This window comes from Streptomyces sp. FXJ1.172, from assembly GCF_001636945.3.
Lineage (GTDB): Bacteria > Actinomycetota > Actinomycetes > Streptomycetales > Streptomycetaceae > Streptomyces.
On the sequence record NZ_CP119133.2, the window covers coordinates 6221275 to 6246927 of the forward strand.

General features: G+C 71.5%; 26 protein-coding genes. 11 read left to right on the plus strand and 15 right to left on the minus strand.

The genetic code is table 11. The features are described from left to right. Positions 1 to 61: 61 nt before the first annotated feature. Positions 62 to 1015 (plus strand): GTPase Era, encoded by a 954-nt coding sequence (gene era / locus A6P39_RS27890; protein ID WP_275883913.1) that lies wholly within the window; start codon positions 62 to 64, stop codon positions 1013 to 1015. Here era and A6P39_RS27895 read toward each other — a convergent pair. Continuing rightward, positions 1012 to 1866: a helix-turn-helix transcriptional regulator gene (locus tag A6P39_RS27895; protein ID WP_067039321.1), complete on the minus strand. Its 855-nt coding sequence runs from the start codon at positions 1864 to 1866 to the stop codon at positions 1012 to 1014. The genes era and A6P39_RS27895 overlap by 4 nt on opposite strands. A 129-nt stretch (positions 1867 to 1995) precedes the next feature. Here A6P39_RS27895 and A6P39_RS27900 point away from each other — a divergent pair, with 129 nt between their 5' ends. Beyond that, the gene (locus A6P39_RS27900; RefSeq protein WP_067039380.1) at positions 1996 to 2853 is read left to right on the plus strand and encodes an NAD-dependent epimerase/dehydratase family protein; all 858 of its coding nucleotides are present in this window, start codon (positions 1996 to 1998) and stop codon (positions 2851 to 2853) included. Between the two features lie 12 nt (positions 2854 to 2865). Here the strand turns inward: A6P39_RS27900 and A6P39_RS27905 are convergent, their stop codons facing one another. From A6P39_RS27905 to A6P39_RS27920, 4 genes are read right to left on the minus strand one after another with little or no spacing between them, the layout of a single operon-like run. Further along, entirely contained in the window at positions 2866 to 4116 is a 1251-nt protein-coding gene (locus A6P39_RS27905) for an MFS transporter (RefSeq protein WP_067039322.1), read from the minus strand. Continuing rightward, a complete protein-coding gene (locus tag A6P39_RS27910; RefSeq protein ID WP_079133104.1) occupies positions 4113 to 5426 on the minus strand; it encodes a GH1 family beta-glucosidase in 1314 nt (437 codons plus the stop codon). Before A6P39_RS27910 ends, A6P39_RS27905 begins: the two co-directional genes overlap by 4 nt. Before the next feature lie 57 nt (positions 5427 to 5483). Further along, a complete protein-coding gene (locus A6P39_RS27915) occupies positions 5484 to 5750 on the minus strand; it encodes a protealysin inhibitor emfourin (protein WP_067039323.1) in 267 nt (88 codons plus the stop codon). Between the two features lie 21 nt (positions 5751 to 5771). Next, the gene (locus tag A6P39_RS27920) at positions 5772 to 6839 is read right to left on the minus strand and encodes a M4 family metallopeptidase (RefSeq protein WP_067039324.1); all 1068 of its coding nucleotides are present in this window, start codon (positions 6837 to 6839) and stop codon (positions 5772 to 5774) included. Positions 6840 to 7175: 336 nt separating this feature from the next. Between A6P39_RS27920 and leuA the strand changes: the two genes are divergently transcribed. The 3 genes from leuA to A6P39_RS27935 all read left to right on the plus strand — a co-directional run bounded on the left by leuA (position 7176) and on the right by A6P39_RS27935 (position 11144). Then, complete coding sequence (gene leuA, locus A6P39_RS27925; protein WP_067039325.1) at positions 7176 to 8897, plus strand: 2-isopropylmalate synthase; 1722 nt, start codon at positions 7176 to 7178, stop codon at positions 8895 to 8897. Between the two features lie 184 nt (positions 8898 to 9081). Next, a complete protein-coding gene (locus A6P39_RS27930) occupies positions 9082 to 9777 on the plus strand; it encodes a TerB family tellurite resistance protein (RefSeq protein ID WP_067039326.1) in 696 nt (231 codons plus the stop codon). Between the two features lie 185 nt (positions 9778 to 9962). Next, positions 9963 to 11144, plus strand: coding sequence for a sialidase family protein (locus A6P39_RS27935; protein WP_067039327.1), 1182 nt, complete (start codon positions 9963 to 9965; stop codon positions 11142 to 11144). Here A6P39_RS27935 and A6P39_RS27940 read toward each other — a convergent pair whose 3' ends face one another. Beyond that, positions 11145 to 12071 (minus strand): dihydrodipicolinate synthase family protein, encoded by a 927-nt coding sequence (locus A6P39_RS27940; protein WP_067039328.1) that lies wholly within the window; start codon positions 12069 to 12071, stop codon positions 11145 to 11147. Then, positions 12072 to 12719: an oligopeptide/dipeptide ABC transporter ATP-binding protein gene (locus A6P39_RS27945; protein ID WP_067039329.1), complete on the minus strand. Its 648-nt coding sequence runs from the start codon at positions 12717 to 12719 to the stop codon at positions 12072 to 12074. A gap of 193 nt (positions 12720 to 12912) precedes the next feature. Between A6P39_RS27945 and recO the strand changes: the two genes are divergently transcribed. Both recO and A6P39_RS27955 read left to right on the plus strand, forming a co-directional pair. Next, positions 12913 to 13659: a DNA repair protein RecO gene (gene recO / locus A6P39_RS27950; RefSeq protein WP_067039330.1), complete on the plus strand. Its 747-nt coding sequence runs from the start codon at positions 12913 to 12915 to the stop codon at positions 13657 to 13659. Between the two features lie 18 nt (positions 13660 to 13677). Further along, entirely contained in the window at positions 13678 to 14529 is an 852-nt protein-coding gene (locus tag A6P39_RS27955; protein ID WP_067039331.1) for an isoprenyl transferase, read from the plus strand. Positions 14530 to 14565: 36 nt separating this feature from the next. On the opposite strand, the gene A6P39_RS27960 is transcribed toward A6P39_RS27955, so the two are convergent. The 4 genes from A6P39_RS27960 to A6P39_RS27975 form a co-directional block, all read right to left on the minus strand. Then, positions 14566 to 14982 (minus strand): Fur family transcriptional regulator, encoded by a 417-nt coding sequence (locus A6P39_RS27960; protein WP_067039332.1) that lies wholly within the window; start codon positions 14980 to 14982, stop codon positions 14566 to 14568. Between the two features lie 63 nt (positions 14983 to 15045). Beyond that, complete coding sequence (locus A6P39_RS27965; RefSeq protein ID WP_067039333.1) at positions 15046 to 15948, minus strand: metal ABC transporter permease; 903 nt, start codon at positions 15946 to 15948, stop codon at positions 15046 to 15048. Then, positions 15948 to 16712, minus strand: coding sequence for a metal ABC transporter ATP-binding protein (locus tag A6P39_RS27970; RefSeq protein ID WP_067039334.1), 765 nt, complete (start codon positions 16710 to 16712; stop codon positions 15948 to 15950). Before A6P39_RS27970 ends, A6P39_RS27965 begins: the two co-directional genes overlap by 1 nt. 17 nt (positions 16713 to 16729) lie before the next feature. Continuing rightward, the gene (locus A6P39_RS27975) at positions 16730 to 17686 is read right to left on the minus strand and encodes a metal ABC transporter substrate-binding protein (RefSeq protein ID WP_067039335.1); all 957 of its coding nucleotides are present in this window, start codon (positions 17684 to 17686) and stop codon (positions 16730 to 16732) included. Between the two features lie 176 nt (positions 17687 to 17862). Here A6P39_RS27975 and A6P39_RS27980 point away from each other — a divergent pair, with 176 nt between their 5' ends. After that, the gene (locus A6P39_RS27980; RefSeq protein WP_067039336.1) at positions 17863 to 19245 is read left to right on the plus strand and encodes a glycine--tRNA ligase; all 1383 of its coding nucleotides are present in this window, start codon (positions 17863 to 17865) and stop codon (positions 19243 to 19245) included. A gap of 83 nt (positions 19246 to 19328) precedes the next feature. On the opposite strand, the gene A6P39_RS27985 is transcribed toward A6P39_RS27980, so the two are convergent. Further along, entirely contained in the window at positions 19329 to 20462 is a 1134-nt protein-coding gene (locus A6P39_RS27985) for a hypothetical protein (protein WP_234378703.1), read from the minus strand. Between the two features lie 171 nt (positions 20463 to 20633). On the opposite strand from A6P39_RS27985, the gene A6P39_RS27990 reads away from it, so the two are divergent. Then, positions 20634 to 21644, plus strand: a complete 1011-nt coding sequence (locus A6P39_RS27990; RefSeq protein WP_067039337.1) for an aldo/keto reductase — start codon at positions 20634 to 20636, stop codon at positions 21642 to 21644. Between the two features lie 26 nt (positions 21645 to 21670). Beyond that, positions 21671 to 22267 carry a TetR family transcriptional regulator gene (locus A6P39_RS27995; RefSeq protein WP_067039338.1) on the plus strand — a complete coding sequence of 199 codons (597 nt, stop codon included), beginning with the start codon at positions 21671 to 21673 and terminating at the stop codon, positions 22265 to 22267. Here A6P39_RS27995 and A6P39_RS28000 read toward each other — a convergent pair. From A6P39_RS28000 to A6P39_RS28010, 3 genes are all read right to left on the minus strand, one after another. Then, the gene (locus tag A6P39_RS28000; protein ID WP_067039339.1) at positions 22248 to 22694 is read right to left on the minus strand and encodes a hypothetical protein; all 447 of its coding nucleotides are present in this window, start codon (positions 22692 to 22694) and stop codon (positions 22248 to 22250) included. The two genes, A6P39_RS27995 and A6P39_RS28000, sit on opposite strands and share 20 nt — an antisense overlap. A gap of 199 nt (positions 22695 to 22893) precedes the next feature. After that, a complete protein-coding gene (locus tag A6P39_RS28005) occupies positions 22894 to 23118 on the minus strand; it encodes a hypothetical protein (RefSeq protein ID WP_067039340.1) in 225 nt (74 codons plus the stop codon). A 105-nt stretch (positions 23119 to 23223) separates the two neighbouring features. After that, entirely contained in the window at positions 23224 to 24654 is a 1431-nt protein-coding gene (locus A6P39_RS28010) for an MFS transporter (RefSeq protein ID WP_067039341.1), read from the minus strand. A gap of 101 nt (positions 24655 to 24755) precedes the next feature. Between A6P39_RS28010 and A6P39_RS28015 the strand changes: the two genes are divergently transcribed. Then, complete coding sequence (locus A6P39_RS28015) at positions 24756 to 25640, plus strand: helix-turn-helix transcriptional regulator (RefSeq protein WP_079133105.1); 885 nt, start codon at positions 24756 to 24758, stop codon at positions 25638 to 25640. Positions 25641 to 25653 lie beyond the last annotated feature (13 nt).

A 25653-nucleotide genomic window follows, 5' to 3' on the forward strand; every position in this document is an offset into this window, starting at 1 on the left:
CGGGGGCCGGCGGGGCATCGCTGGTACAGCGCGGGCTCGTGGATCAGGGAGAATGGGCGGCATGAGCGTGCGTACCCAGTCATCCGAGCAGCCGGCCGAGGCCGTCCACCGCGCCGGTTTCGCCTGCTTCGTGGGCCGCCCCAACGCGGGCAAGTCCACCCTTACGAACGCTCTGGTCGGGCAGAAGGTGGCGATCACCGCGAACCAGCCGCAGACCACGCGGCACACCGTGCGCGGCATCGTGCACCGGGAGGACGCCCAGCTCATCCTGGTCGACACCCCTGGACTGCACAAGCCGCGGACGCTGCTGGGCGAGCGGCTGAACGACGTCGTACGCACCACCTGGGCCGAGGTGGACGTGATCGGCTTCTGCCTCCCCGCGAACGAGAAGATCGGTCCCGGTGACCGCTTCATCGCCAAGGAGCTGGCGGGAATCCGGAAGACCCCGAAGGTCGCGATCGTCACCAAGACCGACCTGGTGGATTCGAAGACCCTCGCCGAGCAGCTGATCGCGATCGACCAGCTGGGCAAGGAACTGGGCATCGAGTGGGCGGAGATCGTCCCGGTGTCGGCGGTGGGGGACAAGCAGGTGAACCTGCTGGCCGACCTTCTGATCCCGCTGCTGCCCGAGGGCCCGGCGCTCTACCCCGAGGGCGACCTCACCGACGAGCCCGAGCAGGTCATGATCGCCGAGCTGATCCGCGAGGCGGCACTGGAGGGCGTCCGCGACGAACTGCCGCACTCCATCGCGGTGGTCGTCGAGGAGATGCTCCCGCGCGAGGACCGCCCCGCCGACCGGCCGCTGCTGGACATCCACGCCAACGTCTACATCGAGCGCCCCAGCCAGAAGGGCATCATCATCGGCCCCAAGGGCAAGCGCCTGAAGGAGGTCGGCATCAAGTCCCGCAAGCAGATCGAGGCGCTGCTGGGGACGCCGGTCTTCCTGGACCTGCACGTGAAGGTGGCGAAGGACTGGCAACGCGACCCGAAGCAGCTCCGCAAGCTGGGTTTCTAGCCGACAGCCCCCTGAGGGGTCATGTCCTGCAACCCCACCACCCTCAGCAGCTGAAGCCGTTCGTAGGAGTCCGTTCCCGGGCGGGCCGTGTGGACGACGAGGAGGTGGTGGTGTTCGTGGCTGAGCATGACCTCGCAGTCCAGGTCCAGCAGGCCGACCAGGGGGTGCTGGAAGCGCTTGGTCGCCCGGTGGCGCGGAGCCACCTCGTGTTCGTCCCAGAGCCGAGCGAACTCCTCGCTGGCGGAACGGAGTTCAGCGACCAGGCCGGCCGGTTCCGGGTCGTCGGGGCGGGCCGCGGCCACCGCGCGCAGGTTGGCCACCTGGGCGCGCGCGTGCGGCTCGTGGTCCTCCGCCGGGAACAGTGATCGCGCGGCCGGGTCCAGGAAGAAGCGGCGCACCAGGTTCCGTTCGCGCCGCGGGCGGGCCGTCACGTCGCCGACCAGCGCCTTGGCCATCGCGTTCTGCGCCAGGACCTCTCCGCAGTCGTTCACCAGCTGCGCCGGGGTGTCGTACAGGCGGTCCAGGATCAGCAGCAGGCCGGGCCGGACATGCGTCGACGCCGTCTCGCGGCGCGGCGGCTCCTCGCCGGCCAGATGGAACAGATGGTCGTGCTCGGCGTCCGTGAGGCGCAGCGCACGCGCCAGTGCCGTCAGCATCTGGCGGGACGGACGCGGTCCCCGGGACTGTTCGAGCCGGGTGTAGTAGTCGGCCGACATGCCCGCCAGCGACGCCACCTCCTCCCGGCGCAGGCCGGGCGTACGGCGCCGGGCGCCCGGGGCGAGGCCCACGTCGGCGGGGTTCAGACGGGCACGGCCGCGGCGCAGGAAGTCGGCGAGTTCACTCCGGTTCACCCCTCCAGCGTGCGGTAGCCCGCCCGGCTTATCCAGGGACTGTCGATCCCCTGATCGGGAGTTCTCTGCCGGCCGCCCCCGCTCCGCCCCACCGTGGTGGTGAACACGGCGAACAGCGAGGAGACGATCATGCTGACACTGGTGACCGGTACGACGGGGAAGGTCGGGCAGCGCTTCGTGCCCCGGCTCATGGCGCAGGCCCGGCCCGGGGAGAGGGTGCGGGTGGTCGTACGGGACGCGGCACGGGCGGAGCGGTTCGCCGAGCTGGGTGCCGAGGTCGTGACGGCGGACCTGCGGGACGAGGACGCGCTCGGCAAGGCCGTCGCCGGGGTGGACGCCGTCGTGAACATCGCCGCCGCCTTCCGCGGCGTGCCCGACGAGGAGGCCTGGGCCGTCAACCGGGACGCGGCCGTGGCCCTCGGCCACGCCGCGCTGGCCTCCGGCGTACGGCGGTTCGTGCAGGTCAGCACGGGGCTGGTGTACGGCACCGGACGCGGCCGCCCGCTGACCGAGGAGGACGAGATCCGGCCGGGCGGCGAGATGTGGGGCGCCTACCCCGAGTCCAAGGCGGCGGCCGAGCGGGAACTGCTCGCCCTGGAGGGCGGCATGGAGGTGCGCATCGGCCGCCTCCCCTTCGTCTACGGCGACGGCGACCCGCACCTCGCCGACGTCCTGCGCTGGGCCGCGAACTGGGCCTCCACGCAGCGGCTGCACATGGGCCACCACGCCGACGTCGCCCAGGGGCTGCTGCGCCTGCTGTACGCACCGGCGGTGAACGGCCCCGTCCACAACATCGCCGACGACGCCCCCGTCACGGCCGTCGACCTGCACCAGCTCAACGACGTCGAGCTGCCCGCGGGCATGGACAGCCGGACCGACCCCGACCCGTGGCTCGGGATCATGTCCACCCAGAAGATCCGCCGGGACCTCGGCTTCCGCCCGCTCTACCCGAGCGTCTGGACCGCCCGCGACGCAGGCGCCCTGTGAGCCCGCGCGTACCTAGTCGACTCCTCTGATCCGGCCCACCAGCACCGCCCCGCCCAGCCCGATCACCGCCGCGACCAGGTACAGCACCCGGTAGCCGCCCAGGTAGGTCACGATCGGCGCGGCCAGCGCCGGCGCGGCCACCTGCGGCAGGGCGTTGGCCACGTTGATCACGCCCAGGTCCTTGCCCCGGTCCATCGCCTGCGGCAGGACGTCCGTCATCAGCGCGAAGTCGACCGAGGTGAACACGCCGAAACCGACCCCGAGGACCGCCGCCGCGACCACCGCGCCCGGCCAGGTCTGCCAGCCGGCCAGCGCCGCCGTCGCCACCGCCATCAGCACCCCCGACCAGACGACGAACGGCTTGCGCCGGCCCACCCGGTCCGACCACACCCCGCCCGCCACGACGGTCGCCAGCAGCGTCAGGCTGTTGACGGCCGTCAGGATCAGCACCCCCCGCCCGGGGTCGGAACAGTGCAGCCGGTCCCGCAGGTAGTACAGCAGGTACAGGAGCACCAGGGAGTTGCTGAGGTTGATCAGGAACCGGGTCAGCCAGGCCCAGCCGAGGTCGGGATACCGGCGTGGGCTCAGCCGGAAGCCGGCCAGGAAGCCGCGCCAGGATGCCGGGCGGTCCTCCCGCGCGAGCCGCAGGTCCTCGTGGCGCAGGACGTACGGCAGGACACCCGCCGCCGTGCACACCGCGCACGCCAGATACCCGGCCCGGATCCCGCCCGCCGCCGTCGCGAGGCCGGTGCCGCCGACCACGCCCAGGATCTGCGCCGCCCCCAGCCAGCCGCCCACCGCGCCCCGTTGGAGCCGGGGCACCCGGTCCGGCACGGCCGCCGTCACGGCCGCGAACGCCGCGTTCAGGGTGAGCTGCACCAGGCACCAGGCCGCCGCCATGGACCACACCCCGCCCGCCTCGGCGAGCAGCAGCAGGGACAGCGCGCCACCCGCCGCCCCGGCCACGATCCACGGGGTACGGCGGCCCCGGCGGGCCGTCGTCCGGTCGGACAGGGCGCCGAAGAGGGGATTGGCGAGCAGCGAGACCACCGCGCCGGCTCCGGTCACCCAGGCCAGCATCGTCTCCTTGGACATCCCGGAGCCGGGCGCGAAGTCCTTCGTCTGGGAGGCGAGCAGGATCTGCAGCGGCCCGAACCAGCCGACCCAGATCGCCCCGTTGGCCAGCGAGAGCGCCGCCGTCCAGCCCCGGCCGACCCGTTCGACCGGCTCGGCCAGGGCGGCCGAGGGCCGGGCGGTGGTCATCTCTGGGCCTGCAGCACGTCCCGGAACCAGCGGTAGGAGGCCTTCGGGGTGCGCTCCAGCGTTTCGTAGTCCACGTGCACCAGGCCGAAGCGGCGCGCGTAGCCCTCCGCCCACTCGAAGTTGTCCATCAGGGACCACACGAAGTAGCCGCGCACGTCCACCCCGCACTCCAGCGCCGCGTGCAGGGCGCGGATGTGGGCGTCCAGGTAGGCGATGCGGTCCTGGTCGTCGATGCCCTCGTACGAGCAGCCGTTCTCCGTGATGACGATCGGCGGGAGCCGGTCGCCGTAGCGGTCGCGGAAGGCGGTCAGCAGCTCGGTCAGCCCCTCCGGGACGACCGGCCAGCCGAAGTCGGTCACCGGCCGGCCCTCGATCTCCCGTACCGAGAAGGGGAGTTCGGCCGGCAGGGCGAGGCCGCCGTACTCGCTGTCCGTCCCGCCGGGTGCGCCCACCCGCGTCGGCGCGTAGTAGTTGATCCCGTACCAGTCGACGGGCTCGGCGATCACCTTGAGGTCGGCGGCCACGTCCCCGGGCATCAACTCGCCCATTCCCTCAGGGTATTCACCGAGGACGACCGGCTCGGCGAACAGGCGGTTGAGGAGGAGGTCGTAGAAGTCCGCCGCCGCCACGTCGGCCGGGTCGCCGGACGCCGGCCAGGTGGGGCCGTGGGAGTTGGCGATGCCGATGCCGCCCGCCCCGGCCGCGCGCAGGGCCTGTACCGCGAGACCGTGGGCGAGGAGCTGGTGGTGGGCGACCGGGAGCGCGTCGAACAGGAGCCGCTTGCCGGGCGCGTGGGCGCCGAGGGCGTGGCCCAGCAGGGTGTGCTCGGCGGGCTCGTTGAGGGTGATCCACTTCGGCACTCGGTCGCCCAGCCGCTCGGCCACCACCGTCACGTACTCGGCGAACCGGGCCGCTGTGTCCCGCTGGAGCCAGTCCAGCGAGGCGGGCAGGTCCCAGTGGAAGAGGGTGGGCACGGGCCGTACGCCCGCCGCGCACAGCTCGTCCACCAGGCGGTCGTAGAAGTCCAGGCCGCCGGGGGAGTTCACCCGGGGCCAGGAGACCGAGAAGCGGTACGCGTCCACGCCGAGGCCGGCGAGCAGGGCGGTGTCCTCCCGGTAGCGGTGGTAGTGGTCGCAGGCCACCGCCGCCGTCGAGCCGTCCTTCACCCGCCCCTGTTCAGCGGTGAACACGTCCCAGACGGACGGTTCGCGCTCCTTTGCCGCGCCCTCGATCTGATGGGCGGAGGTCGACACGCCCCACAGGAAGTCCGGGGGGAACCGGGGTATCGGATTGCCGTCGTCAGTCGCCATGGCCGGATCATCCTTACCCCCGGTAACGGAAGTCAACGCCCCGGCGCGGACCGGTGTTCAGGCACCCTCCTTCAGCACCCGGGAGATCAACTCCCTTTGCCCGTCGGTGAGTCGGGGATCGGCCGCGTACACCGTGCGGCCGTCCACGGTGATCTCGTACCGGAAGCCGTCCGGGACGCCGGCCGGCGGGGCGGCCGGGCCGGACGCGAGGACGCGCTCGGCCAGGGCCTGCCACTCGGGGGCGTCGGGCCGGCCCGAGGTGTCCACCTCGGCCCGGCGCTCGATCCCCGCGAAACCGCCCGTGCGCCGTACTTGGATACGCATGGGTCCTTGTCTAGTACGGAACTACGACGTGCGCACCCCGACCTGTTCCCATGCCTTCTGCGCGGCCTCCAGTTCGTCCCCGGCGCCGTACCGCGCCCGGGCCGCCTTCACCGTCAGCTTGGCGAAGTCGGCGAAGAGGGCCCCCGATTGCAGCTCGCCGCCGGTGAGCACGTCGTACCAGATCTGCCCCGCCTTCTCCCAGGCGTGCCCGGCGAGGGCCGTGGCGAGCAGGTAGAAGGCGTGGTTCGGGATGCCGGAGTTGATGTGCACGCCGCCGTTGTCGCTGCTGGTGTGCACATAGCCCGCCATGGTCGCGGGCTGCGGGTCCTTGCCCAGCCTGGGGTCGTCGTACGCCGTGCCCGGTGCCTTCATCGAGCGCAGCGCGGTGCCGTGCACGCCCGGGGCGAGCAAGCCCTCGCCGATCAGCCAGTCGGCCTGGTCGGCACTCTGGCCGAGCGAGTACTGCTTGATGAGGGAGCCGAAGACGTCGGAGACCGACTCGTTGAGGGCGCCGGACTGGCCCTCGTAGTCCAGGTTCGCGGTGTACTGGGTGACGCCGTGGGTCAGTTCGTGGCCGATGACGTCGACGCTGCTGGTGAAGTCGGCGAAGATCTGGCCGTCGCCGTCCCCGAAGACCATCTGTTCGCCGTTCCAGAAGGCGTTGTCGTAGTCCGTCCCGTAGTGCACGGACGCGTTGAGCGGCAGCCCCCGCCCGTCGATGGAGTCCCGCTCGTACGCCTTGAGGTACAGCTCGAAGGTGGCGCCGAGGCCGGCGTACGCGCGGTTGGCACTGGCGTCCTGGACCGGGTCCTGGCCCTCCGCGCGGACCTCGGTGCCGGGCAGGCCGGTGCCGTGCCCGGCGTCGTAGATCGTGCGCCTGGGCTTGGCGGCGGCGGGTGCCGCGGCGGCCGCGGCGGTCTCGGTGCGCACCGCGGTGTCACGGCGGAGGGTGCGCAGCGCGGAGTCGTGCTGGAGGGTGCGCAGCGCGGAGCCGGAGAGCGCCTGGTCCTCGTGCTGGGCGAGCCGGTCGAGGATGTGCGGCGGCACGATCGTGCAGAAGACGGGCTGGAAGCCCCCGTTGGTCGTCATGGCACAGCACCCTTGCACTGAGTGATACGACTGTCACTACCCGCAACCATGATTGGTGAAGTATCGCGACATGTGACCACGGAGTGTGACGGGGAGTGGTATGGGACACTTTTTGTCCCTTTTGTCCTCAGGGATCCCGCATACTGAAACGGGCTCACGCACCTGGCACGACTCGGCTACGCTGCGATGCATCATGCGTTTCGGGCTGCTTCTTCTTAGCTGCCGCGGCGAGGGCCTGTAGTCAGAGGCCGACTCCCTCCCCGCGGAGCTTTGGCGTTGCGTCGGCCGTCCACCCGGACACCGGGACAACCGGACATCCTGAGGAGCCCACGCACCATGGCCAACCGCCAGCAGCCCAGTTCCATGCCGATCCACAAGTACGGCCGCTACGAGCAGGTCGACATCCCGGACCGCACCTGGCCCCAGAAGCGGATCACCACCGCCCCCCGCTGGCTCTCCACCGACCTGCGCGACGGCAACCAGGCCCTGATCGACCCGATGTCGCCCGAGCGCAAGCGCCGGATGTTCGACCAGCTGGTCAAGATGGGCTACAAGGAGATCGAGGTCGGCTTCCCCGCCTCCGGCCAGACCGACTTCGACTTCGTACGCTCGATCATCGAGGAAGAGGGCGCGATCCCCGAGGACGTGACCATCTCCGTCCTGACCCAGGCCCGCGAGGACCTGATCGAGCGGACCGTGGAGTCCCTGAAGGGCGCCCGCCGGGCCACCGTCCACCTGTACAACGCCACCGCCCCGGTCTTCCGCCGGGTCGTCTTCCGCGGCTCCAAGGACGACATCAAGCAGATCGCCGTCGACGGCACCCGCCTGGTGATGGAGTACGCCGAGAAGCTGCTGGGCCCCGAGACCGAGTTCGGCTACCAGTACTCGCCCGAGATCTTCACCGACACCGAGCTGGACTTCGCCCTGGAGGTCTGCGAGGCGGTGATGGACGTCTACCAGCCGGGCCCGGGCCGCGAGATCATCCTCAACCTGCCCGCCACGGTGGAGCGTTCGACCCCGTCCACGCATGCGGACCGCTTCGAGTGGATGCACCGCAACCTGTCCCGCCGCGAGCACGTCTGCCTGTCGGTCCACCCGCACAACGACCGCGGTACGGCCGTGGCGGCGGCCGAGCTGGCCGTGATGGCCGGCGCCGACCGCGTCGAGGGCTGCCTGTTCGGGCAGGGCGAGCGCACCGGCAACGTCGACCTGGTCACCCTGGGCATGAACCTGTTCTCGCAGGGCGTCGACCCGCAGATCGACTTCTCCGACATCGACGAGATCCGTCGCGTGTGGGAGTACTGCAACCAGATGGAGGTCCACCCGCGCCACCCGTACGTGGGCGACCTGGTCTACACGTCCTTCTCCGGCTCCCACCAGGACGCCATCAAGAAGGGCTTCGACGCCATGGAGGCCGACGCAGCCGCGAAGGGCGTCACCGTCGACGACATCGAGTGGGCGGTGCCGTACCTGCCGATCGACCCCAAGGACGTCGGCCGCTCCTACGAGGCCGTCATCCGCGTCAACTCGCAGTCCGGCAAGGGCGGTATCTCCTACGTCCTGAAGAACGACCACAAGCTGGACCTGCCGCGCCGGATGCAGATCGAGTTCTCCAGGCTGATCCAGGCGAAGACGGACGCCGAGGGCGGCGAGATCACGCCGAAGGAGATCTGGGCGGTCTTCCAGGACGAGTACCTGCCGAACCCGGAGAACCCCTGGGGCCGCATCCAGGTCAGGACGGGCCAGTCGACGACGGACACCGACGGGGTCGACACCCTGACGGTCGAGGCGACGGTGGACGGCGAGGACACGGTCCTGACCGGTACCGGCAACGGTCCGATCTCGTCCTTCTTCGACGCCCTGCAGTCCATCGGCATCGACGTACGCCTGCTGGACTACCAGGAGCACACGATGAGCGAGGGCGCCTCCGCGCAGGCCGCCTCCTACATCGAATGCGCGATCGACGGCAAGGTCCTGTGGGGGATCGGCATCGACGCGAACACGACGCGTGCGTCACTGAAGGCGGTCGTCTCGGCCGTCAACCGCGCGGCCCGCTGACCGCTCTGACCGGGAGTTTCGGGGCCCCGACCGCTGTATACGGCGGCCGGGGCCCCGTCTGTTATCGGCCACCGGGCCGGGCAGGTCACAGAAAGGTCTCTTCCGGGGTACTGACTCAGGCTCCGTGGTGTGGCTAACATCACGCCAGCACGGCGATGTTGCCGCGCGGTTACGGAGGTGCGACGTGCTGCCAGTACGGGGACGAAACGGCCGTGCCACCAGGGCTGTGCACATCCTGGGCACCCGCACCGCATGGACGCCCGTCGGGGACGGCGCGTTCTACTGTCCCGGCTGCGGAGGCGACCGCAACTACCAGCGGCTGACCGGCCGTCGCCGCCTCACCCTGCTCGGGGTGCCCCTGCTGCCGCGCGGGACCGCCGGACCGGTCGTGGAGTGCGCGGCCTGCCACCAGCACTACGGCACCGACGTCCTCGACCACCCCACCACCCGCCGCTTCTCCGCGATGCTCCGCGACGCCGTGCACACCATCGCCCTCGCCGTGCTCGCCGCCGGCGGCACCTGTTCCCGCACCGCCCTGGAGACGGCCGTCGGCGCGGTCCGTGCCGCCGGCTTCGACGACTGCTCCGAGGAGCAGCTGGCCGCCCTGGTCGAGGCCCTCGCCGCCGACACCGGCCGGGTCTTCGAGCAGCCGTGCGGGGCGAGCCTGACGATAGAGCTGCACGAGGCCCTGGACCCGCTCGCCCCGCACCTGGCCCCCGCCGGCCGCGAGGCCCTCCTCCTCCAGGCCGCCCGCATCGCCCTGGCCGACGGCCCCTACACCCCCGCCGAACGCGACGCCCTCACCACGGTCGGCGCGGCCCTGACGATCTGCGCCGACGACGTCACCCGGCTGCTGGCCGCCGCCCGCACCCCGTCCTGACCGCGTCACCCTCACCTACCCCGCGAGGACCGGGCGGCGACGGCGAGCAGGCTGGTCCTGTTCCCTCCGGTCCTCCCGGTCCTCCCGGTCCTCCCGGTCCTCCCGGTCCTCCCGGTCCTCCCGGTCCCCCCGGTTTACTCCGGACGGAGTAAGGACGCCCCGGTGAATGCGGGCAGCATCACGGCGTGACCCCGCTCCGCCGCCGCTGCCTCCTCACCGGTCTCGTGCTCCTCACCTCGCTCACCGTCCGGTCGCCCGCCCACGCCACGCCCGGCTGTGTGTCCTCGGAGCCGTACGTGTCGGGGCAGGGCGGCTACCACACCTACCGGATCCCCGCGGTCGTCAGGACCCGGCGCGGAACGGTGCTGGCCTTCGCCGAGGGACGCCGCAACGGGCCGGGCGACAGCGGTGACATCGACGTCGTGCTGCGGCGCTCCACCGACGGCGGCTGCACCTGGGGCCCGCTGACCGTCGTCGCCGCCGGGCACGGGGACACCCGGGGCAACCCGGCGCCGGTCGTGGACCCGCGCACCGGCGCCGTCGTCCTCGTGACCTGCGGCAACAGCGGAGCCGTGACGGAGGCACAGATCATGCGCGGGCAGGTCCCGCCCGCGCGGGGCCGCCGGGTGTTCGTCCAGCGCAGCTGGGACGACGGCCGCCGCTTCACACCCCCGGCGGAGATCACGGCCGAGGTGAAGCGGCCCGGCTGGCGCTGGTACGCCACCGGCCCCGGCCACGCGGTCGCCCTCACCCGCGGCCCGCACGCCGGCCGGCTCCTCGTCCCCGCCGACCACTCCACCGCCCCGCCCGCCGGCTCCTCCGACACCGGTCGGGAGGCCCGGTACTACGCCGGCCACGCGCTCTACAGCGACGACGGCGGGTACACCTGGCACCTGGGCTTCGTGGCGAGCGCCCCCGACGGCGTGGGCGACGTCAACGAGACGAGCGCGGCCCAACTCCCCGGCGGACGGCTCTACTTCAACGCGCGTGACCAGTACGGCGCCGCCCGCGGCCACCGCCTTGACGCCTACTCCTCCGACGGCGGCACCACCCTCGACCGCCCCTACGCCCCCCAGCCGAGCCTGGCCGACGTCCCCGTGGTCCAGGGCAGCCTCCTCCAACTCAGCGGCCCGGGCGCCCCGTTGCTGTTCTCGGCGCCCTCCGTGCCGACGGCCCGCCGGGCCCTGGCGATCTGGTCCAGCACGGACGCCGGCCGCACCTTCACCAAGCTGCGCACGCTCTCCGGCCGCCCGGCCGCCTACTCCGACCTCGTCCGGCTGGGCCCCACCACGGTCGGTGTCCTGTACGAGACGGGCACCGCGCACGGCTTCGACAGGCTGGAGTTCCACAGGCTCACCTCGGGGTGACTAGAGCAGCCCGGCCGCCGCCAGGTACTTGCCCACCTTCTCGGTCTCCTCGCCGGACAGCGGCACCTGCGGCTCGGCCGTCACCGGGCAGTCGATGATCCCGCGCAGGTGCAGCGCCGCCTTGAACGCGCCCAGCGCCGAGGAACTCCGGCCCATCCGCGCCGGGGCCCCGGCCCCGGTCATCCCGAACAGCGCGCACAGCCGCTCCTGTTCACCCCGCGCGCCCTCCCAGTCGCCCGCCCGGCCCAGCCGGTACAGCCGGACGTACCCGTGCGGGTCGACGTTGGCCAGCCCCGGCACGGCCCCGTCCGCGCCCAGCGCCAGCGCGCAGTCCACGGTCACCTCGGAGCCCGTCAGCACGCCGAACCCGGGATGCGCGCGGGCCCCGGTGACGACCTCCCGGAAGGCGCCCAGGTCCCCGCTGGAGTCCTTGAGCCCCGCCAGCACCCCGTCGGCCGCCAGCCCCAGCACCAGATCGGCCGGGAGCTTGGTGTGCACGGCCGCCGGGATGTCGTAGGCGATGACCGGCACCGGGCTCGCGGCCGCGATCCGGCGGTAGTGGTGGACGATCTCGGCGCGGTGGGTGCGGGCGTAGAAGGGGGCGGTGACGACCACCGCCTGCGCGCCGGCCGCCGTCACCGCCGTGACGTGGTCCAGGACGCGGGGCGTGGTCATGTCGATGGCACCGGCGATGACGGGCAGCCGGCCGCCCGCATGGCCGACGACCGCCTCCACGACCAGCCGGCGCTGCCGGTCCGTGAGGAAGGCCGCCTCGGAGGTCGACCCGAGCAGGAACAGCCCGTGCACCCCGGCCTCCACCAGATGGTCGACCAGCCGGAGCAACGAGGGGACGTCCACCTCGCGCTCCGGTGTCAGGGGCGTGCAGACGGGCGGGACGACCCCGGTCAGCGGGGTGGGCAACGTCATTCAGGGCTCCTGGAGAAGACTCTGTCGGGCCAGGTCGCGGGTCGGCCGGTCCTCCTCCACAGGATGGTGGCAGCGGTAGCGGTGCCCGGGCCGTGACGCGGCCGAGAAGTCCGGCATCGACCCGGCGCACACCGCGTCCGCCTTCCAGCAGCGGGTGCGGAACGGGCAACCACTCGGCGGCCGGGTCGCCGAGGGCACCGGCCCGGTCAGCGGGATCGGGTCGAGGGGGTCGAGCAGCCCGGGCGTGGCGGAGAACAGGGCACGGGTGTACGGGTGCCGGGCGGCGTCGGTGACCCGGTCGGCCGGGGTCTCCTCCACGATCCGGCCCAGGTACATGGTGATCACCCGGTCGCTCATCCGCCGTACGATGCCCGTGCCGACCGTCGCCCGGCGCTCGGCGCCCGGCATCGCCCACAGCTCCCGGCCCCGGAACGCCACCGTCCCCGGGACCGGCCGCTGGATCCCCACCAGCACCTTCGCCAGCGTCGACTTCCCGCACCCCGACTCGCCGACCACGCCGACCGTCTCACCGGCCGCCACGCTGAAGTCGGCGCCGGTCAGGGCGTGGACCCGGGCGCGGGTGAACAGGCCCGCGCCGCGCGCCTTGTGGACGACATGGGCGTCCCGTACGTCGATGACCGCGGTCACTGGCACGCCTCCTTCGCGGGTTCCACGGGTACGGGGGCAGGCGGCAGCATGGGCGGCCGTACCGGTGGACGGGCGCGCGTTCGTGGCACAAAAGGGGCTTTGGGGGCGGTCAAGGGGGCGCACACGAACGGACCAGCGGCCGGATTTCGTCCGGATGAGCGGCGGAGTGTTTCCGGTACGCGAGAATGGCTCCATGAGTCTGTTCCGCGACGACGGCATCGTGCTGCGCACCCAGAAGCTGGGTGAAGCGGACCGGATCATCACCATCCTCACGCGCGGTCACGGGCGGGTACGGGCCGTAGCCCGGGGGGTGCGGCGGACCAAGTCGAAGTTCGGGGCCCGCCTGGAGCCCTTCTCGCACGTCGACGTGCAGTTCTTCGCGCGGGGCAGTGAGCTGGTCGGGCGCGGGCTGCCGCTGTGTACGCAGAGTGAGACCATTGCACCGTACGGTGGCGGGATCGTGACCGACTACGCCCGGTACACCGCCGGGACGGCCATGCTGGAGACCGCCGAGCGGTTCACCGACCATGAGGGTGAGCCGGCCGTGCAGCAGTATCTGCTGCTCGTCGGGGCCCTGCGGACCCTCGCGCGCGGGGAGCACGCACCGCATCTCGTCCTCGACGCCTTTCTGCTGCGCTCGCTCGCCGTCAACGGGTACGCCCCCAGCTTCGAGGCCTGCGCGAAGTGCGGTATGCCCGGTCCGAACCGGTTCTTCTCCGTGGCCTCCGGTGGATCCGTGTGCGTCGACTGCCGGGTGCCCGGCAGTGTCGTACCGTCCCCGCAGACCCTGGTTCTGCTGGGGGCGCTGCTTACGGGAGACTGGGAGACGGCCGACGCGTGCGAGGCGCGGTACGTCCGCGAGGGCAGCGGGCTGGTGTCCGCCTACCTGCACTGGCATCTGGAGCGCGGGCTGCGCTCACTGCGGTACGTGGAAAAGTAAGAGGGAAGCGAGAAGCACATGGTGGTACGCGGGATCCTGGGGCGCCAGCGGCGCGAGTACAAGGCGCCGGAGCCGCATCCGTCCGGTGCCCGTGCGCCGAAGCTCCCCGGCGAGCTGGTCCCGAACCACGTGGCCATCGTCATGGACGGCAACGGACGGTGGGCGAAGGAGCGCGGCCTGCCGCGCACCGAGGGCCACAAGGTCGGGGCGGAGCGGGTGCTGGACGTGCTCCAGGGCTCGATCGAGATCGGCGTCCGCAACATCTCGCTGTACGCCTTCTCGACCGAGAACTGGAAGCGCTCGCCGGACGAGGTCCGCTTCCTGATGAACTTCAACCGCGACTTCATCCGCAAGACCAGGGACACGCTCGACGAACTCGGCATCCGGGTGCGCTGGGTGGGCCGTATGCCCAGGCTGTGGAAGTCGGTCGCCAAGGAGCTGCAGGTCGCGCAGGAACAGACCAAGGACAACGACCTGCTCACCCTGTACTTCTGCATGAACTACGGCGGGCGGGCCGAACTTGCCGACGCGGCCAAGGCGATGGCCGAGGACGTGGCGGCGGGCCGGCTCGACCCGGGCAAGGTCAACGAGAAGACCATCCAGAAGTACCTGTACTACCCCGACATGCCGGACGTCGACCTGTTCCTGCGCCCCAGCGGCGAGCAGCGCACCTCCAACTACCTGCTCTGGCAGAGCGCGTACGCGGAGATGGTCTTCCAGCACGTGCTGTGGCCGGACTTCGACCGGCGCGACCTGTGGCGGGCCTGCGTCGAGTTCGCCTCCCGCGACCGGCGCTTCGGCGGGGCCGTCCCGAACGAGGAACTGCTGGCCATGGAAGCCGCGATGAAGGGTGATTCCTCCGACTCCTAGGTCGTCACCGACACGCCCTGCTCCGTCCCAGGAGTCTCAGTCGGCCTGCGCGGCGCAGTCCGCGCAGGTACCGAAGATCTCCACCGTGTGCGCCACGTTGACGTAGCCATGCTCCGCCGCGATCGCCTCGGCCCACTTCTCGACAGCGGGCCCCTCGACCTCCACCGCCTTGCCGCAGGCACGGCACACGAGATGATGATGGTGTTCGCCGGTGCTGCAGCGGCGGTAGACGGACTCGCCGTCGGAGGTGCGCAGGACGTCGACCTCGCCGGCGTCGGCCAGGGACTGCAGGGTGCGGTACACCGTAGTGAGCCCGACCGAGTCGCCCTTGTGCTTGAGCATGTCGTGCAGTTCCTGCGCGCTGCGGAACTCGTCGACCTCGTTCAGGGCCGCCGCCACGGCTGCACGCTGCCGGGTCGCGCGGCCCTTCACGGGCGGTCCAGCGGTCGTCACCGTTCACTCCTCACGTCTCGCTTCTGCCCGGGCGGCCATTGTGCCAGTCCGGGCAGTCAGCGGTCAGACGCCGATCTCGTCCCCGGCCTTCCGCGTGGCCGGAATCGAGCACTCCGCCGGGTCCCCGGCGGGCCCGGCCTGGGCCGCCGCGCGGGCGCGTCGCCGGGCCAGCGGGGTGGCCAGCGCCGTCAGCGCGACGAACGCGGCGATGGTCAGCAGAACGATCGTCGCACCGGGCGGGACGTCCTGGTAGTAGGAGGTGATCGTGCCGCTGACGGTCACGGCGATGCCGATCGCGACGGCGATCACGAACGTGGCGGTGAAACTGCGGGTGAGCTGCTGGGCCGCCGCCACCGGCACGACCATCAGCGCGGACACCAGCAGCAGCCCGACCACGCGCATGGCGACGGTCACCGTCACCGCGGCCGTCACCGCCGTCAGGAGGTTGAGCGCGCGCACCGGCAGGCCGGTGACCCGGGCGAACTCCTCGTCCTGGCTGACCGCGAACAGCTGGCGGCGCAGACCGAGGGTGACCAGCACCACGAACGCGGCCAGCAGGCAGATCGAGACGACGTCCGACTGCGACACCGTGGACAGCGAGCCGAACAGGTACGACGTCAGGTTCGCGTTGGAGCCGCCCGGCGCGAGGTTGATGAACATCACGCCGCCGGCCATGCCGCCGTAGAAGAGCATGGCGAGGGCGATGTCGCCGCGCGTCTTGCCGTACCAGCGGATCAGTTCCATCAGGACCGCGCCGAGGACCGAGACGGCCGTCGCCATCCACACGGGGGACGTCGACAGCAGGAAGCCCAGTCCCACTCCCGTCATCGCCACATGGCCGATGCCGTCGCCCATCAGGGCCTGGCGGCGCTGGACCAGGTAGATGCCGACGGCGGGGGCGGTGATGCCGACCAGGACGGCGGCGAGCAGCGCCCGCTGCATGAAGGCGTAGTTCAGGAAGTCCATCAGCTCAGCAGTCCCGTGTGGATCGACTCGTGGGGGTGTACGTGGTCGTGGCCGGGCAGGGCGTGCTGGCCGACCGCCTGTGGCGGCGGGCCGTCGTGCAGGACACAGCCGTCGCGCAGGACCACCGCGCGGTCGATCAGCGGCTCCAGCGGCCCGAGTTCGTGCAGCACGAGGAGGACCGTGGCGCCCGCCGCCACCTGTTCCCTCAGGGTGCGGGCGAGGATCTCCTGGCTGGCCAGGTCGACGCCCGCCATCGGCTCGTCCATGATCAGCAGCTCGGGTTCGGCGACGAGCGCGCGGGCGATCAGCACGCGCTGGTGCTGGCCGCCGGAGAGGGCGTTCACCGAGTCCTTGGCGCGGTCGGCCATCCCGACCGCCGCAAGGGCCTGCTGCACGGCCTCCCGGTCGGCGCGGCGGAAGACGCCGAAGCGGGTGCGGGAGAGCCGCCCGGAGGAGACGATCTCGGTCACCGTGGCGGGCACGCCGCCGGCGGCCGTCGTGCGCTGCGGTACGTAGCCCACGCGCGACCAGGCGCGGAACGAGCGGCGCGGGGTGCCGAACAGCTCGATCGTGCCGCCGCTCGCCGGCACCTGGCCGATGACCGTGCGGATCGCGGTGGACTTGCCGGAGCCGTTCGCGCCGAGCAGCGCGACGACCTCGCCGCGGCCGACGGTGAGGTCGATGCCGCGCAGTACGGGACGGGCGCCGAGTTCGGCGGTCACCCCGCGCAGGGCTATGACGGGCTCGCTGGGCTCACTGGTCATGTGGTCTCCCGTACCGGTCACTTGGCGCCCAGCGCCTGCTGGAGGGCCTTGAGGTTGGCCTCCTGGACGGAGAAGTAGTCCTTGCCGCGGGACTTGGCGGTGATGCCCTCGATGGGGTCCAGCACGTCGGTCCTCAGACCGGCGTCGCCCGCGATGGTCTTGGCGGTCTTGTCGCTGACGAGCGTCTCGTAGAAGACGGTGGAGACGCCGTCGGCCCTGGCCATCTGCTCCAGGTCCTTCACGCGCGCGGCGCTGGGCTCGGAGTCGGGGTCGAGGCCGGTGATGGACTCCTCGGTCAGGCCGTAGCGCTCGGCGAGGTAGCCGAAGGCGGCGTGCGTGGTGATGAAGACCTTGGTCTTCGCGCTGGCCAGGCCGTCCTTGAACTGCCTGTCCAGGCCGGTCAGCTTCGTGACCAGCGTGGCGGTGTTCTTCTCGTAGTCGGCCGCGTGCTTCGGGTCGGCCTTCTCGAAGGCCTTGCCGACTCCCTGGGCGACCTGGGCGTAGCGCACCGGGTCGAGCCAGATGTGCGGGTCGAGGCCGGCCAGCTCCTCGTTCTTGGAGGCGTCGTGGGCGGCCGCGTGGCCGCCGACCTCGTTGCCGTGCTTCTCCAGCGTGGTCAGGGCGGCCGCGTCGACCTTGGTCTTCACCGGGGACTGGGCCACCGCGTCGTCGACGGAGGGCTGGAGGTTCTTCAGGTACAGCACGGCGTCGGAGTCCTGGAGCAGCGCGATCTGCTTGGGGCTGATCTCCAGGTCGTGGGGTTCCTGGCCGGGGGAGGTGAGACTGGTGACGTGGACGTGGCTGCCACCGATCTGCTCGGCCAGGAAGGCCATGGGGTAGAAGGACGCGACGACGTCGAACTCGCCGGGGTTCGCCGCCCTCGCCGTGTCGGCGGAGCAGGCGGTGAGGGTGCCGGTGCCGAGGGCGGTGACCGCGGTGAGCGCGGCGGCGGGTATGAGGCGTCGTACGTTCATGACAGTCATTTTCAACAAACATGGAAACCGTTGTCAACAAGCCCTTGTCGGGGCCTTGTGACAGGGGGCCGATTTGGCCGAGGGGGAGCCTGCGCCGGTAACCTGAATCATTCGCAAGCAAGCTGGAAGCTTCCCGCTTCAACGCCCGTCGTCGTAATCGTCATGAAGAGAGCACCGTGGCCGCCGACAAGATCGACACCATCGTCAGCCTGAGCAAGCGCCGTGGCTTCGTTTTCCCGTGCAGTGAGATCTACGGCGGACAGCGTGCCGCCTGGGACTACGGACCGCTGGGTGTCGAGCTCAAGGAGAACATCAAGCGTCAGTGGTGGCGCTACATGGTGACGTCGCGCGAGGACGTCGTCGGTATCGACTCGTCCGTCATCCTGGCCTCCGAGGTCTGGGTCGCGTCCGGCCACGTCGCCACCTTCACGGACCCGCTGACCGAGTGCACCGCGTGTCACAAGCGGTTCCGCGCCGACCACCTGGAAGAGGCGTACGAGGAGAAGAAGGGCCACGCCCCGGCGAACGGCCTGGCCGACGTCAACTGCCCGAACTGCGGCAACAAGGGCCAGTTCACCGAGCCCAAGCAGTTCTCGGGTCTGCTCTCCACGCACCTCGGCCCCACCCAGGACAGCGGCTCTGTCGCGTACCTGCGCCCGGAGACCGCCCAGGGCATCTTCACCAACTTCGCCCAGGTGCAGACCACCTCGCGCCGCAAGCCGCCGTTCGGCATCGCGCAGATGGGCAAGTCCTTCCGCAACGAGATCACGCCCGGCAACTTCATCTTCCGCACCCGCGAGTTCGAGCAGATGGAGATGGAGTTCTTCGTCAAGCCGGGCGAGGACGAGAAGTGGCAGGAGTACTGGATGGAGCAGCGCTGGAACTGGTACACCGGCCTGGGCCTGCGTGAAGAGAACATGCGCTGGTACGAGCACCCGCAGGAGAAGCTCTCCCACTACTCCAAGCGCACCGCCGACATCGAGTACCGCTTCCAGTTCGGCGGCAGCGAGTGGGGCGAGCTGGAGGGTGTCGCCAACCGCACCGACTACGACCTCGGCGCCCACTCCAAGGCCTCCGGCCAGGACCTCGCCTACTACGACCAGGAGGCCCAGGAGCGCTGGACCCCGTACGTCATCGAGCCCGCGGCCGGTGTCGGCCGCACCATGCTGGCCTTCCTGCTCGACGCGTACGTCGAGGACGAGGCGCCGAACGCCAAGGGCAAGATGGAGAAGCGGACCGTGCTGCGGCTCGACCACCGCCTCGCCCCGGTGAAGGTGGCCGTCCTCCCGCTGTCCCGCAACCCCGAGCTGTCTCCGAAGGCCAAGGGCCTCGCCCAGGCGCTGCGGCAGAACTGGAACATCGAGTTCGACGACGCCGGTGCCATCGGCCGCCGTTACCGCCGCCAGGACGAGATCGGTACGCCGTACTGCGTGACCGTCGACTTCGACACGCTCGAGGACAACGCGGTGACCGTGCGCGAGCGCGACTCGATGAAGCAGGAGCGCGTGTCTCTCGACCAGATCGAGGGCTACCTGGCGCAGCGCCTCCTGGGCTGCTGAGGCCTGCGGCGCATCAGCCGTCGTCCGCCCGCCCGCCCGCCGGCCCCTCGGCCGGTCGGCGGGCGGGCGTCTTCATGCCCGCTTCAATTCCTGGCCGCCGTCACGATCACGTACGCCGTCCTCGTCACGCGGCCGTGGTGGGAGACGACCGTCACCGGGTAGCGGCCCGGCTTCAGGCCGGCGCGGAGGGTGGCGGTGCCGAAGTAGCGCGGGTCGTCACCGTCGGCGCCCTTGCTGGTGTCCCGGCCGAGGCGGACGGCGCGGACGAACGCCGGGGACGTGGCGGTCAGCCGGGTCTCCTCACCCGGGTCCGGGTGCGCGTCGTGCCAGATGACCCCGACCCGCCCGCCGGCGCGGACCCTGATCTCGTGGTGACCCTGGCCGGGGTAGCCCCTGCCCGGGTCGTAGAAGTCGGGGCCGTGCGCTTTGCCCAGGTAGTCGGGGTCGCCGGGCCGGGCCGCCCCGACCCGCAGATGCTGCACGGCGATGCGACGGCCGTGCGGACCGTACAGCTCGAAGGCGTAACTGCCGCCCGCCAGGCCGGGCTTGAGCGTCGGCGTGGCCGAGAAGGCCCGGGGGTCGTAGTAGTCGATCACATTGTCGTGGGCGAGCCGCACGGGCCCGGGCAGTGCCGTGGACCGCACCGTGAAGCCGGTGCCGAACTCGCCCGGGTACAGGTCGTCGAAGCGCAGCGTCACCGGCTCACCGGGCCGGGCCGCGCGCCAGTCCACGCCGACCGTGAACGACGGGCGTACCGAGCGGACGACCTGGATCCGGTCGGTGGCCACGGTGCGGCCCGCGACGGCGACCGACAGCGGGTACCAGCCGGGCCGGTCCGTCATGGCCAGCGGCGCCACCGCCTCGTAGGCGCTGTCGCCCTTGTTCCAGCGCAGCCGTACGGCCCCGCCGAACGCGCGCGACTCGGCGGTCACCGCGTCGTGTCCCTCGGCCCGGCCGACGCCGTCGAGCAGGAGGGAGACCAGCTGCCCGGGGCGGGCGTCGAGCTGGCCGTTCAGGATCAGGAGGGGTTTGCCGGGCGCGCCCGCGGGGGCGCTCCCGGTGCTCGCCGTGCTCGCGGCGTTGTGCGCGGTCACGGCCGAATTCGGCTCGGCCCCGGCCTTGCCGGCCGAGGGGACGCATCCGCACAGCACCAGACCGGCCGCTGCGACGCCCAGGGGTTTGTACCAGTTCATCGTGTTCCCCCACTTGTCGGTCACACGGGGAGATGCCGGAATTGCGCTGCGGGTTGTCCATGGGAGGGCAAGGTTTTCTGTTCCCGCGTCCTGGGGCGCCTTGACGTTGTCGGGAAATGATCGCCCCGAAGGGTGTGTGACAAAGTTGGACTGACAGATATTGAAATCTGTCAGCCGTCATGGCAGGCTGGGGCCATGACGATGCACACCCGAAACCTCGGAACCACCGGTCCTGCCGTCTCCGCCGTCGGCCTCGGCTGCATGGGCATGTCCGCGCTCTACGGCGAAGCCGACCGCGCGGAGTCCATCGCGACCGTCCACGCCGCCCTCGAGGCGGGCGTCACGCTCCTCGACACCGGCGACTTCTACGCCATGGGGCACAACGAGATGCTCATCGGCGAGGCCCTGCGCACCGCCCCGGCCGCCCTGCGTGAGAAGGCCCTGACCAGCGTGAAGTTCGGTGCGCTGCGCGACCCGGAGGGCAACTGGACCGGCTACGACGGCCGCCCGGCCGCCGTGAAGAACTTCGCCGCCTACTCCCTGCAGCGCCTCGGCGTCGACCACATCGACGTCTACCGGATCGCCCGCCTCGACCCGGACGTGCCGATCGAGGAGACCGTCGGCGCGATCGCCGAACTGATCGAGAAGGGGTACGTCCGGCACGTCGGCCTCAGCGAGGTCGGCGCCGAGACCATCCGCCGGGCCGCCGCCACCGCCCCGATCGCCGACCTCCAGATCGAGTACTCGCTGATCAGCCGGGGCATCGAGCGGGAGATCCTGCCGGCCACCCGCGAGCTGGGCATCGCGATCACGGCGTACGGCGTGCTCTCCCGCGGCCTGATCTCCGGCCACTACACCCGGGACCGGCAGCTGGCCCCGACCGACTTCCGCTCCGTCTCGCCCCGCTTCCAGGGCGAGAACCTCCAGCACAACCTGAACCTGGTCGACGCCCTGCGCAAGATCGCCGAGCAGAAGGGCGCCACGGTCGCCCAGATCGCCATCGCCTGGGTGCTCGCGCAGGGTGAGCAGATCGTGCCGCTGATCGGCGCCCGCACCCGCGAGCGGCTCACCGAGTCGCTCGGCGCGCTGGACGTCACCCTGGAGGCGGCCGACCTGGCGGCGATCGAGGAGGCCGTCCCGGCGGACGCGGCGGCCGGCGAGCGCTACCCGTCGGCGCAGATGGCACACCTCGACAGCGAGCGCTGAACCGGGCGCCGGGTACGGTCTATGACATGGCACCGACCAGCGAGATCCTGACCGCCGAGCGCATCCTCGAAGCCACCGAGGAGGTGCTGCGCCGGCACGGCCCGGCCAAGGCCACCGTGGTCGACGTGGCCCGCGCGCTCGGCGTCAGCCACGGCAGTGTCTACCGGCACTTCCGCACCAAGGCGGCGCTGCGCGAGGCGGTCACCAAGCGCTGGCTGGACCGGACCTCGCGGCGGCTCGCCGGGATCGTGGACTTGGGCGGGAGCCCCGAGGAGCAACTGCGGGCGTGGCTCGCGGCGCTGTTCGAGGCCAAGCGGCACAAGGCGGGCGACGATCCCGAGCTGTTCGCGACGTACACGGTGCTGGCCGAGGAGAGCGTCGAGGTGGTCGCCGAGCACATCGCCGACCTGACCGGGCAGCTGACCGCGATCATCACGACGGGAGCCGGGTCGGGTACCTTCCCGGTACCCGACCCGGCCGCCGCGGCCCTTGCTGTGTTCCAGGCCACCGGCCGTTTCCACGACCCCTGTCATGCCCGGGAGTGGACCCGTCCCGGCATCGACGAGGAGTTCACGGCTGTGGTGGACCTACTGGTGAGGGGGCTCAGGTCACCGTCACCGTGACGGTGGGTGAGTACACCTTGCCCGACTTGCTCGCGCTCGCGACCCGCAGTTTCTCGGTGCCCTTGGTGCTGAGCTTCGCGGAGATCGCGTACGAACTGCCCGTCTTCACCTTGCCGGTGGCCATGAGCGGGACCCACTTGCCGTTCTTCTCGTGCTGGAGCACCAGCGGGGAGCCAACCTTGAGGCCCGTGGTGCGTCCGCTGAAGAGTACGGTATTTCCGGCCTTCACCGAAGTCGGCTTGGCCGTGAGGGTGATCGAGGCCATCGGAGCCGTCGGGCTGGCCGTGGCCTTGGTCATGGGCGGCTTGGTCGGGGAGGGAGTGCTACTGGCGGCGAAGGCTCCGGCCGTCCCGCCGGACAGCAGTGCCACGGTCAGTACGCCGGTGCCCAGTGCACGGCCGTAGCGATGGCGGAATACCGAGGTCATGTTCGTCTCCTGTCGCTCGATTGGACCCATCCCAGGCTGAACCCACGGCTGGGACGCGGCCACTCGAGACAGGTCCGGGCAACCCGGCCATCACGCAAGGCCGCAGGTCAACGGCGCGCGGGCGACAGGCTTCTCACCCGGATGGCGGACAACGGGACCCGGCGGGACCCAGGACGGCGCACCCGCCGCGGGGATCGCCTCAGCGGGACGGCTGCCCGCTCCCCGCCGGGTCGACCGTCGCCTGGTGTGCCTCGGCCAGATGCTCCTGCGCCTTCAGCCACGGCAGGAACTGGGCGTTTCTGCGCCAGCCGCAGGTGTCGCACCGGATCATCCGCTGCACCCCCGTGCGCTCCACCCGGACGACGTGCTCCCGGCCGTGCCGGTCCCAGCGGCTGACCTTGCTCGTACTGCTGCCCCGCACCATCACGCCTCCCGCGCGCCACGCACACCTCGACCGGAGGGAGTGTGCAGCAAGACCAACATCAACAGGGAGAGAATCACGGGCAGTTGGCGAAGCCGTGGCCGGGGCTCAGCCGACCTCGCGGGGCAGCCGCAGGCTGAGCAGGCCCGTCACGAGGACCCCGGCCAACTGCACCAGCAGTGCCACGACCAGCGCTTCCCGCATGCCCACGCGCGGGACGAGGGTGAGGAACAGGGTGCCCAGCGTGGCCACGCCCAGAGCCATCGCGGACTGCTGGGTGGTGACCATCACACCGCTGCCGACCCCGGCCCGGGCCGACGGCACCTCGGAGAGCACGATCCGCATCACATTGGGCAGTTGGAGCGCCTGCCCGGCACCGGCGACGGCCGCCCCCGGCAGCAGGGCGGTGAAGCCGAGGTGCGGCCAGTCCCGCCAGGCGGCCAGCACGAACAGCAGGACGCCCACGGCCTGGACGACCGATCCGGCGGTGACCACCCGGGTGCCGTGACGGGCGATCAGCCGGGGTCCGGCGAGGGAGGCGAGGAGGAACGTCACGGCCAGCGGCGCGAGCGCGAGCCCCGCCGACACCGGACCGAGCCGCGCGCCCTGTTGCAGTGCGAGCGCGATGACGAACATGAACCCGCTGAAGCCGAGCACGAACGGCACCAGCAGCACCAGACCGCGCCGCAGCGAGGCCAGCGCCAGCAGGCTCGGCGGCACCAGCGGGGTCCGCCCGGCCCGGTCGGCCCGGCGCTCCACGGCCCAGAACGCGGCGGCGGCGAACGGGAACGCGGCCAGCGACAGCCACGTCCACAGCGGCCAGCCGGCCGCCCGGCCCTCGGTGAGCGGGGCGAGCAGCGTCAGCAGGGACACCGCGAGCAGCACGGTGCCGGGGCCGTCGACCGGTTCGGGGTGCTGCGAGCGCGTCTCGGGCACGACCCGCACGGCGAGCACCAACCCCACCACGACGACAGGCACGTTGACGAGGAACACGGCCCGCCAGCCGGTCCCGGCGACGTCGGCGGCGACGAGCACCCCGCCGAGTATCTGCCCGGCCACCATGGCCAGTCCGCCGGTGGCGCCGTACAGGCTCATGGCCTTCGCCCGGCGCGCCCCGCGCGTGGCGGACTGGATGGTGGCGAGGACCTGCGGCAGCATCGCGGCGGCCGAGGCGCCCTGCGCGATCCGCGCCGCGACCAGACTCCAGGCGCCCGGCGCCAGCCCGCAGGCCAGCGAGGTCAGCCCGAACGCGGCCATCCCGCCGAGGAACAGCCGGCGCCGGCCGAACAGGTCCCCGAGCCGCCCGCCGAGCACGAGCAGTACGGCGTAGGCGACGCCGTACCCGGCGACGACCAGCTCCAGCACGGCCTCGCTCGCGGCGAGATCGTGCTCGATCGTCGGCAGGGCGACGTTGACGATGAAGAAGTCGATCAGCGGGAGTGCCGCGCCCAGCAGCACGGTGAACAGCCCGAGCCCGCCGAGCACGGGCGGCGCGGCCGTCGCGGGGACGGCCCGGGTGGTGACGACGGTTTCACTCATGCCCCCGACTCTGCGCGCCGGCCCAGGGGGGTACCAGAGTGTCTTGATCCTGGTACAAGAACCACCTGGAAACAGGCTGGGCCGGGCGGCACCCTTGAGGCATGACGACCATGGCCGAGCAGACCGCGGCGCAGCCCGTGCGGGGCGCGGAGATCCGGCGGCACGAGCTGGCCGCGTTCCTGCGCAGCCGCCGTGAGCGCATCACCCCCGAGCAGGTGGGCCTGCCGCGCGGGACCCGGCGCCGTACGCCGGGACTGCGCCGGGAGGAGGTCGCCCAGCTCTCCGCGGTCGGCGTCACCTGGTACACCTGGCTCGAGCAGGCCCGCAACATCCAGGTCTCCGTCCAGGTCCTGGACGCCCTGGCCCGCACCCTGCTGCTGGACGCCAGCGAGCGCGCCCACCTGTTCCAGCTGGCCGGTGCCACGGACCCGACCCCCGCCGCGAGCTGCCCGAGCGTCACCGGCGCGCTGCGCGAGATGCTGCGCCGGCTGGAGCCGATGCCGGCCTGCATCCAGAACAGCCGCTACGACATCCTCGCCTACAACCGCCCCTACGGCCGCCTCTTCGGCGACCTGGACGCGATCCCGCCCGAGGACCGCAACTGCATCCTCCTCGTGTACACGAACGAGGAGTGGCAGTCGGCGCTCGTCCACCTGGAGGAGACCCAGCGCATGATGGCGGCCCGGCTGCGCGCCGCCCTCGCCGGCCACCTGGGCGAACCGGCCTGGAAGATGCTCCTCAAACGCCTGAAGTCCGCCTCCCCCGCGTTCCGCGCACACTGGCAGCGCTACGAGGTCGTCGGCCCCCGCACCAAGACCAAGGAGTACGTCAATCCCTACGTCGGCTTCCTCAAACTGGAACACACCGACCTGTGGCTGAGCCCTGAGCTGGGTGCCCGCGTGGTGATGTACACCGCCAAGGACGAACAGTCTCAGGAACGGCTGGAGAAGCTGTACGAGATGGCGCGGACGGGCAGTCCGGCCTGAAGGGGAGCGGCCC